The organism is Streptomyces sp. NPDC087440 (assembly GCF_044744005.1).
In the GTDB taxonomy this organism is placed as follows: Bacteria; Actinomycetota; Actinomycetes; order Streptomycetales; family Streptomycetaceae; genus Streptomyces.
This window is the reverse complement of record NZ_JBIUXN010000047.1, coordinates 1-7,790: the sequence shown is the minus strand read 5'-3', so window position 1 is coordinate 7,790 and position 7,790 is coordinate 1. Positions and strand designations below refer to the sequence as shown.

General features: G+C 72.7%; 7 protein-coding genes. 3 read left to right on the top strand and 4 right to left on the bottom strand.

What is annotated here, in order from left to right; translation table 11 throughout:
- Positions 1–289: 289 nt before the first annotated feature.
- Positions 290–1,261 carry an agmatinase gene (gene speB, locus ACIO3O_RS42560; RefSeq protein ID WP_401756363.1) on the bottom strand — a complete coding sequence of 324 codons (972 nt, stop codon included), beginning with the start codon at positions 1,259–1,261 and terminating at the stop codon, positions 290–292.
- Between the two features lie 249 nt (positions 1,262–1,510).
- On the opposite strand from speB, the gene ACIO3O_RS42555 reads away from it, so the two are divergent.
- Genes ACIO3O_RS42555 through ACIO3O_RS42545 form a run of 3 tightly spaced genes read left to right on the top strand, consistent with a single transcriptional unit; the run spans position 1,511 to position 4,569 of the window.
- A complete protein-coding gene (locus tag ACIO3O_RS42555; RefSeq protein ID WP_401756360.1) occupies positions 1,511–2,668 on the top strand; it encodes an acyl-CoA dehydrogenase family protein in 1,158 nt (385 codons plus the stop codon).
- 24 nt (positions 2,669–2,692) lie between these two features.
- Positions 2,693–3,565, top strand: coding sequence for an acyl-CoA thioesterase II (gene tesB / locus ACIO3O_RS42550; protein ID WP_401756357.1), 873 nt, complete (start codon positions 2,693–2,695; stop codon positions 3,563–3,565).
- Between the two features lie 20 nt (positions 3,566–3,585).
- Positions 3,586–4,569 carry a cation diffusion facilitator family transporter gene (locus tag ACIO3O_RS42545; RefSeq protein ID WP_401756354.1) on the top strand — a complete coding sequence of 328 codons (984 nt, stop codon included), beginning with the start codon at positions 3,586–3,588 and terminating at the stop codon, positions 4,567–4,569.
- Here ACIO3O_RS42545 and ACIO3O_RS42540 read toward each other — a convergent pair.
- The 3 genes from ACIO3O_RS42540 to ACIO3O_RS42530 all read right to left on the bottom strand — a co-directional run bounded on the left by ACIO3O_RS42540 (position 4,539) and on the right by ACIO3O_RS42530 (position 7,470).
- On the bottom strand, positions 4,539–5,318 hold the full coding sequence (locus ACIO3O_RS42540) for a phosphatase (RefSeq protein ID WP_401756351.1): 780 nt from the start codon (positions 5,316–5,318) through the stop codon (positions 4,539–4,541). The genes ACIO3O_RS42545 and ACIO3O_RS42540 overlap by 31 nt on opposite strands.
- A gap of 78 nt (positions 5,319–5,396) precedes the next feature.
- Positions 5,397–6,005 carry a TetR/AcrR family transcriptional regulator gene (locus tag ACIO3O_RS42535; RefSeq protein WP_401756348.1) on the bottom strand — a complete coding sequence of 203 codons (609 nt, stop codon included), beginning with the start codon at positions 6,003–6,005 and terminating at the stop codon, positions 5,397–5,399.
- A 22-nt stretch (positions 6,006–6,027) separates the two neighbouring features.
- A complete protein-coding gene (locus ACIO3O_RS42530; RefSeq protein ID WP_401756345.1) occupies positions 6,028–7,470 on the bottom strand; it encodes a DUF418 domain-containing protein in 1,443 nt (480 codons plus the stop codon).
- Positions 7,471–7,790: the final 320 nt, after the last annotated feature.

Below are 7,790 nucleotides of genomic sequence, written 5' to 3'. Positions count from 1 at the left end.
GCCGGGAGCGGGAGGGGCCGCCCCCTTGCCCGCCCGTCCCGCCCCCGGGGGGCGGCCCCGCCGCCCAAGGGGGCTACGGGGGAGGGTGGGGAGGGCGGCCCCCGCCGCCCAAGGGGGCTAGGGGGAAGCAAGAGGGAGGGCGGTCTCGGCACCCAGAGGGGAGGGCTGCCTCGTCCCCCGAGGGGCTCACGGGAAGGGGGAAGCGCAGCCCCGGGGGGGAAGCGCGACCCCCCGGGAGGGGAAGTGCGGCCCCGCCCCCCCAAAAGGGCCGGAGAGGGGGAAGCCGTGCCTAGCCCCGCGCAGCGGCGATCTGCCGGGACATGATCGTCGTCAGCTCGTACGCCGTGTGCGACGCCGCCACCGACGTGATCTCCGCATGGTCGTACGCCGGCGCGACCTCCACCACGTCCGCCGACACGAGGTTGCACGACGACAACCCCCGGATGATCTCCAGCAGCTCCCGTGACGTGAGCCCACCGGCCTCCGGCGTCCCCGTCCCCGGAGCATGCGCCGGGTCCAGCACGTCGATGTCGATGGAGATGTACAGCGGCCGGTCCCCGATCCGCTGCCGCAGCTGGTCCGCGACCTCGTCCACACCCCGCCGCATGACATCGGCGGAGGTGACGATCCCGAAGCCCATCTTCTCGTCGTCCCGCAGGTCCTGCTTGCCGTACAGCGGTCCGCGCGTACCGACGTGCGACAGCGCCTCGGTGTCGAGGATGCCCTCCTCGACGGCCCGCCGGAACGGCGTCCCGTGCGTGTACTCGGCCCCGAAGTACGTGTCCCACGTGTCCAGGTGGGCGTCGAAGTGCAGCAGAGCGACGGGCCCGTGCTTCTTCGCCACCGACCGCAGCAGCGGCAGCGCGATCGTGTGGTCGCCGCCCAGCGTCATCATCCGCGCGCCCGACCCCAGCAGATCATCAGCCGCGGCCTCGATCGTCTCGACGGCCTCGTTGATGTTGAACGGGTTCGCCGCGATGTCGCCGGCGTCCGCGACCTGCGCCAGCGCGAACGGCGAGGCGTCCTGCGCCGGGTTGTACGGCCTCAGCAGCCGCGACGCCTCGCGAATGGCGTTGCCACCGAACCGCGCACCCGGCCGGTAGGAGACCCCGGTGTCGAAGGGAACGCCGACGACGGCGACATCGGTCCGCCCGCCGACCTCGTCCAGACGCGGCAGCCGGGCGAACGTCGCCGGTCCGGCGTACCGGGGAATGCGGGACGAGTCGACGGGGCCACGGGGCGCGGAAGGGGGAGTGTTCATGCCTCCGAGCGTAGGCAGCACGACGGATTCCGCACATGTACGGATGGATGAAGAAGCAGGGGGACCTGTACGCGGCGGACAGAACCGCCTCCCGGGCCGCCCCCACCCATGTGGCCCCTCCAACACCGCACCCCCCTGGACACCCCAGTGACCGGCCGGTAACTTTTGGCGGGTATCTGAGCAAGCGCTTAGCAGTACGCCTGCCCAGCCGCCGACCTCACAGCCGATTCCGCCGAAGGAGGCGTTCCCGTGCGCCGTACCGTATTCAACGAGGACCACGAGGCGTTCCGGGACACCCTCCGGGCCTTCATCGAGGCCGAGGTCGTGCCCGTCTACGACGAGTGGTTCGCGGCCGGGCAGGCCCCGCGCGACTTCTACTACAAGCTCGGCGAGCTGGGCGTCTTCGGCATCAACGTGCCCGAGGAGTTCGGCGGCGCGGGCCTGAGCACGCACAAGTTCGAGGCGATCCTCACCGAGGAGACCACCCGCGCGGGCGTCACCTTCGGCGGCTCGGGCGTCCACGTCCTGCTCGGTCTCCCGTACATCCTGATGCTCGCCACCGACGAGCAGAAGAAGCGGTACCTGGAGAAGTTCGTGACGGGCGAGGAGATGTGGGCGCTCGCCATGACCGAGCCGGGCACCGGCTCCGACGTCGCGGGCATGAAGACCACCGCCAAGCTCTCCGAGGACGGCTCGCACTACGTCCTCAACGGCGCCAAGACCTTCATCACCGGCGGCGTGCACGCCGACCGCGTCATCGTCTGCGCCCGCACCTCCGCACCGACCGCCGAGGACCGCCGCTTCGGCATCTCGCTGTTCGCCGTGGACACGAAGTCCGAGGGCTACTCGGTCGGCCGCAAGCTGGACAAGCTGGGCCTGCGCACCTCCGACACCGCCGAGCTGGCCTTCGTCGACGTGAAGGTCCCGGTCGAGGACCTCCTCGGCGAGGAGAACAAGGGCTTCGGCTACCTCGGCCACAACCTCGCCTCCGAGCGCTGGGGCATCGCGTACGGCGCGTACGCGCAGGCCAAGGCCGCCGTCCGCTTCACGCAGCAGTACGTCCAGGACCGCACCGTCTTCGGCAAGCCGGTCGCCACCTTCCAGAACACCAAGTTCGAGCTGGCCGCCTGCCAGGCCGAGGTGGATGCCGCCGAGGCCGTCGCCGACCGCGCGCTGGAGGCCCTGGACGCCGGTGAGCTGACGGCCGCCGAGGCCGCCTCCGCGAAGCTCTTCTGCACCGAGGTCGCGCACCGCGTCATCGACCGCTGCCTCCAGCTGCACGGCGGCTACGGCTTCATGAACGAGTACCCGATCGCCCGCCTGTACGCGGACAACCGCGTCAACCGCATCTACGGCGGCACCAGCGAGGTCATGAAGATGATCATCGCCAAGGACATGGGCCTGTAGCACTCACCGGCTACAACTACCTGTATGAACAAAGCACTTGAGTCCCTGCTCGATCTGCTCGACCTGGAGCGGATCGAGCAGGACATCTTCCGGGGCGTGAGCCGCTCGGCCATCGTCCCCCGCGTGTTCGGCGGCCAGGTCGCGGCCCAGGCCCTGGTCGCCGCCGGGCGGACGGTCCCCGATGACCGCTTCACACACTCCCTGCACGCCTACTTCCTGCGCACGGGCGACCCGTCCGCCCCCATCGTCTACACGGTCGACCGGATCCGCGACGGCCGCTCCTTCACCACGCGCCGGGTCGTCGCGGTCCAGCACGGGCAGCCGATCTTCCACCTCTCCGCGTCGTTCCAGACGTACGAGGAGGGCATGGAGCACCAGGCCCCGATGCCGCCGTCGACCGACCCCGACACCCTCCCCACGGCCGCCGAGACCCTCCCCCGCTACGCGGACCGGTTCGTCGACCCGGGCACGGTCGGCCGCCTCCTCGAAGCACGTGCCGCGATCGATCTCCGGTACGTCGACTCGCCTCCGTACGCGACGGTCGGCGAGCCCCGCGAACCGCGCTCGCAGGTCTGGTTCCGTACGAACGGCAAGCTGGCCGACGACCACCTCCTGCACGTCTGCCTCGCCACGTACGTCTCCGACATGACGCTCCTGGACTCCGTCCTGCTGGCGCACGGCCGGGGCGGCTGGGCGACCGGCGACGTGGTGGGGGCCTCCCTCGACCACGCGATGTGGTTCCACCGCCCCTTCCGGGCCGACGAGTGGCTGCTGTACGACCAGGAGTCGCCCTCGGCCTCGGGCGGCCGGGGCCTGGGCCAGGCCCGGATCTACACCCGGGACGGACAGCTGGCCATCTCGGTCATCCAGGAGGGCGTGGTTCGCGTCCCCCGCTGATCGGGCATACGGTCCGAACCATGGCGGAGGACAACACGACGGACAGCGCACCCGCATCCACCGGCGGCGGCGAGAGCACCTTCACGGTGATCGTCGCGGCGGTCGCCAACCTCGGCATCGCCGTCGCCAAGGCGGTCGCGGGCGCGATCAGCGGTTCCAGCGCGATGCTGTCCGAGGCGGCGCACTCGGTGGCCGACACGGTCACCGAACTCCTCCTGCTGACCGCCCTCAAGCGCAGCGAGAAGCCCGCCGACGCCCAGCACCCCCTCGGCCACGGCCCGGAGCGCTACATCTGGGCGATGCTCGCCTCCGTCGCGACCTTCGTCGGCGGCGCGGTCTTCTCGATCTACGACGGCATCCACACCCTCACCCACGGCGAGGAACTGGGAAACCCCCTGGTCTCCTACATCGTGCTGGCCGTCGCCTTCCTCCTGGAGGGCTACTCGCTCCGCACCGGCATCAAGCAGGTCCGCGCCGAGGCCGCCCGCCTGGGCGCGCCCGTGGGCCGCTACTTTCGGCTGACCCCCGACACGGCGGTCAAGGCGGTCGTCATGGAGGACTCGGCGGCCCTCGCCGGCCTGCTCCTCGCGGCGGCGGGCCTGGGCCTGGGCCAGCTCACCGGCTCCGGCGTCTGGGACGGCATCGCCTCCCTGCTCATCGGCCTGCTGCTGGTGTACGTCGCCTGGGTGCTGGGCCGCAGCAACGCGCAGCTGCTGATCGGCCGGGCGCTGCCGCCCCAGATGCGGGAAGGGGTACGGGAGGAGCTGCTCTCCGTACCCCACATCGTCGACGTCATCGAGCTGACGACCCTGATCCAGGGCCCGTCCGAGATCCTCGTCGCCGCGAAGATCGACTTCCGGGACGTCTCGTCGGCCGCCGAGGTGGAGTGGGCCTGCGAGGAGGCGGAGGCGCAGCTCCGCGAGCGCTACCCGGCCATCGCCCGCGTCTACCTGGACCCGACCCCGCGCCGGGGTCAGCGCAGGCCCGCGGCGTCCAGCAGGTAGTCGGTCATGGGCTCGTAGTAGAACGGGTCCACGACGTGGTCGTCCAGCGGGATGGTGACGGCCATGGTCCCCTCGGCCTCGCCGAGGAAGAGCGCGGGGTCGTTGCAGTCGGCGTACCCGATCGAGTCGATCCCGCGCTGCCCGGCGCACCCGGCCCAGCCGTGGTCGGCGAAGACGAGGTCGGGCAGCGACTCGCCGTTCCGCTCCAGGCCGTCGAGGATCGCGGTCATGGGCGCGGGCGAGTGGGTGTGCCACAGGCTCGCCCCCCGCTCGAACACAGCCACGTCCGCGAACTGCACCACGTACCCCTCGTCCGCCGTCAGCCCGCCCGGGATCCGTACGACGTCGCAGCCCGCGTCCCGCAGGGCTCTCGCGGTCGCCCCGTGCACGTTCAGCAGGGCGCCCGGGTGCCCGGTCGCGAACAGCACGCGCTGCCGGTCGGCGGCGGCCTTGCGCAGGCGGGCGGCGGCCCGGTCCAGGGCGTCCACGGTCAGCTCGGGGTCGATGGTGTCCTGTCCGTGCCGGTGTTCGGGGTCGTCGCTCACCCCGCACCGCTCGGCCATGACGGCCAGCACGTCCTGCTCGTCGGCCCACCGGTCGCCGAGCTCGATGCCGAGCCAGTAGTGGCGGTCGCCGTTCGCGAGCTTGCGGTAGTGCGACAGATTGTTGTCGCGCGGGGTGGCGACGTCTCCCGCGATCCGGGTGCGGACGAGGTGGTCGACGAGGGCGGCACGGCTGAGTATCGGCATGGGGACCATTGTGCCGGGCGTGTTCGCGGACGCACGGAGGGTTCCGACGGATGGACGGGTTCCGGCGGAGGGACGCGCTCAGCCGCCCAGCGCCCCGAACGCCCCGTGCGCCAGGCGGCGCAGCAGGGACTCCGTGGTGTCGCGGCCGGGGAGGCCCGAGCCCAGGTGGGGGGTGGAGTTGAGGAGGCCGAAGACCGCGTGGACGGCGGCGCGGGCCGAGGACTCGGGGGTGGCGGGGTGCAGGTCGCGGACCGCGGTGACCCACAGTTCCACGTACTCGCGCTGGAGGCGGCGCACCCGGCGCCGGTCCGCGTCGCGCAGGCGGTCCAGTTCGCGGTCGTGGAGGGTGATCAGGGGGCGGTCGTCGAGGGCGAAGTCGATGTGGCCGTCGACGAGCGCGGCCAGGAGGGCCGCCGGGTCGTCCGGGGCTGCGGCGACCCGGGCCCGGCCCCCCTCCAGCAGCCGCTCGCTGATCCCCACCAGCAGCTCCGCGAGCATCGCGTCCTTGCCGGGGAAGTGCCGGTAGAGGCCCGGGCCGCTGATGCCCACCGCGGCGCCTATCTCGTCGACGCCGACCCCGTGGAAGCCGCGCTCGGCGAAGAGGCGCGCGGCTTCCTTGAGGATCTGTTCGCGGCGGGTGGGGGCCGCGACCCGGGACGTTCCGCCGGGGGCGGCTTGGGTGCTCATGGCAGCATTCTAGACCGGTGCGTTAGCGCTCGTTAACTTGTGCGGCGTCCCGCCGGGGGCGGCCCGCGAGGGTGATCACCCGCAGCAGCCACTCCACCGGCCCGTGCCGGTGGCGCCGCATCAGCGGACCGCTGACGGCGAGCTGGACCCCGTACAGGACGAGGGCCATCAGTACCGGGACGGCGACGCCCAGCTTCCCGTACAGCCCGAAGCCGTAGCCCGTGAAGACCAGGGCCATGACCAGGGACTGGGTGAGGTAGTTGGTCAGGGACATGCGGCCCGCGGGGGCGAGGACGGCGACGACGCGGCGGCCGGGGCGGGTGCGGAAGAAGAGGAGCATTCCGGCGAGGTAGGCGGCGGTGAGCGCCGGGGCGGTCAGCGCGCCCAGCGCCGAGCCGAGCATCGACCAGCGCTCGGGGCCGAGTTCGAGGGTCGCGGCGAGTGCGGCGGCGGGCAGGCCGACGGCGAGTCCGATGCGTACGGTACGGAGCAGCTTGGCCCCATCCGTACGGTCGAACCAGCCGGAGCGCCCCGCCGCCAGCCCGAACAGGAACGCGGGGACGATCGTTCCCGCGCCGAGCACGGCCGCGAGGACGACGAAGGGCAGCTGGTCGAGGTTGGCGCCGACGACGTCGGCGAAGGAGCCCCGGTAGGCGGCGGTGAGCGCGGCGGAGTCGGCGTCCGCCTCGGCGAGGTCGGCGGCGGTCGCCGGGACGAGCACCGCCAGCGCGGAGAGCAGGAGCAGCAGGGCGCCGAAGGACCCCCACACCCAGTACGCGGCGGTGCGCGCGCCGCGCGGGGAGGCGTTGCGGGCGGCGAGCAGGATCAGGCCGAGGAGGGCGTACGAGGTGAGGATGTCGCCGCTGAAGAGCAGGACGGCGTGCAGCAGGCCGAGGACAAGGAGCCCGGCGGTGCGACGGAGGGTGCGGGGGACGACGCGGGCCCCGGCGCGCTCGGCGGAGGCCATCTGGACGGTGAAGCTGTACCCGAAGAGAAAGGCGAACAACAAATAGAACTTCCCCTGCACGAGGAACGCCACGAGCCACCCGACGACGGCGTCCACCCCGCCCAGGCCCCCCTCACCGCCACCGCCCTGGGTGACCACCCCCGCCCCACTCCCGAGGTCGGCCGCACCGCTCATCAGGAACACGTTGACCAGCAGGATCCCGAGCAGCGCGAACCCGCGCAGGGCGTCGATCTCGACGATGCGGCGGGGGGCGGGCAGGGGCGGCAACGGCTCCCGGACCGGCGGACGCACGGGCCAGGGGCCGACCCCCGGGGGCGGCGGGGGCCAGTGGGTGGCCCCGGGCGGCGGGGGCCAGTAGGTGCCCCCGGGGGCCACCGGCTGCGGAGTGGGCCCGAACTCGCCCACAGGCGGGGTCACCCCGGCGGCCTCGGGGTGCGGCGGTCTCTGGGCGGGGGCCGGGGTGCCGGCCGGTATCCCCGTCGGGTCGTGGCTGCTCATGCGCCGAATGATCCCCGATCGCGCCGGGCCCGCACGAATTCCGGAGCCGGGGCCATCAGGGGCGTGGGGCCGCACCCGATCTGCGGCCCCGCCGCGCAGGGCTGTGCTGCACGTGCGGCTCCACCGCGCCGGGCGCCCCTTCAGGGGCGCGGGGCTGTGCCGCACGTGCGGCTCCGCCGCGCCGGGCGCCCCTTCAGGGGCGCGGGGAACTGCGCGACCAGCCACCCACCCACCCACCCGCACGGGAACCCTTATGCAGCCGCGCGGCGAGCGCTTTAGGGAAAGGGGCGGGTCCGGGGCCTCTCTGCCTGAGCCGGGCG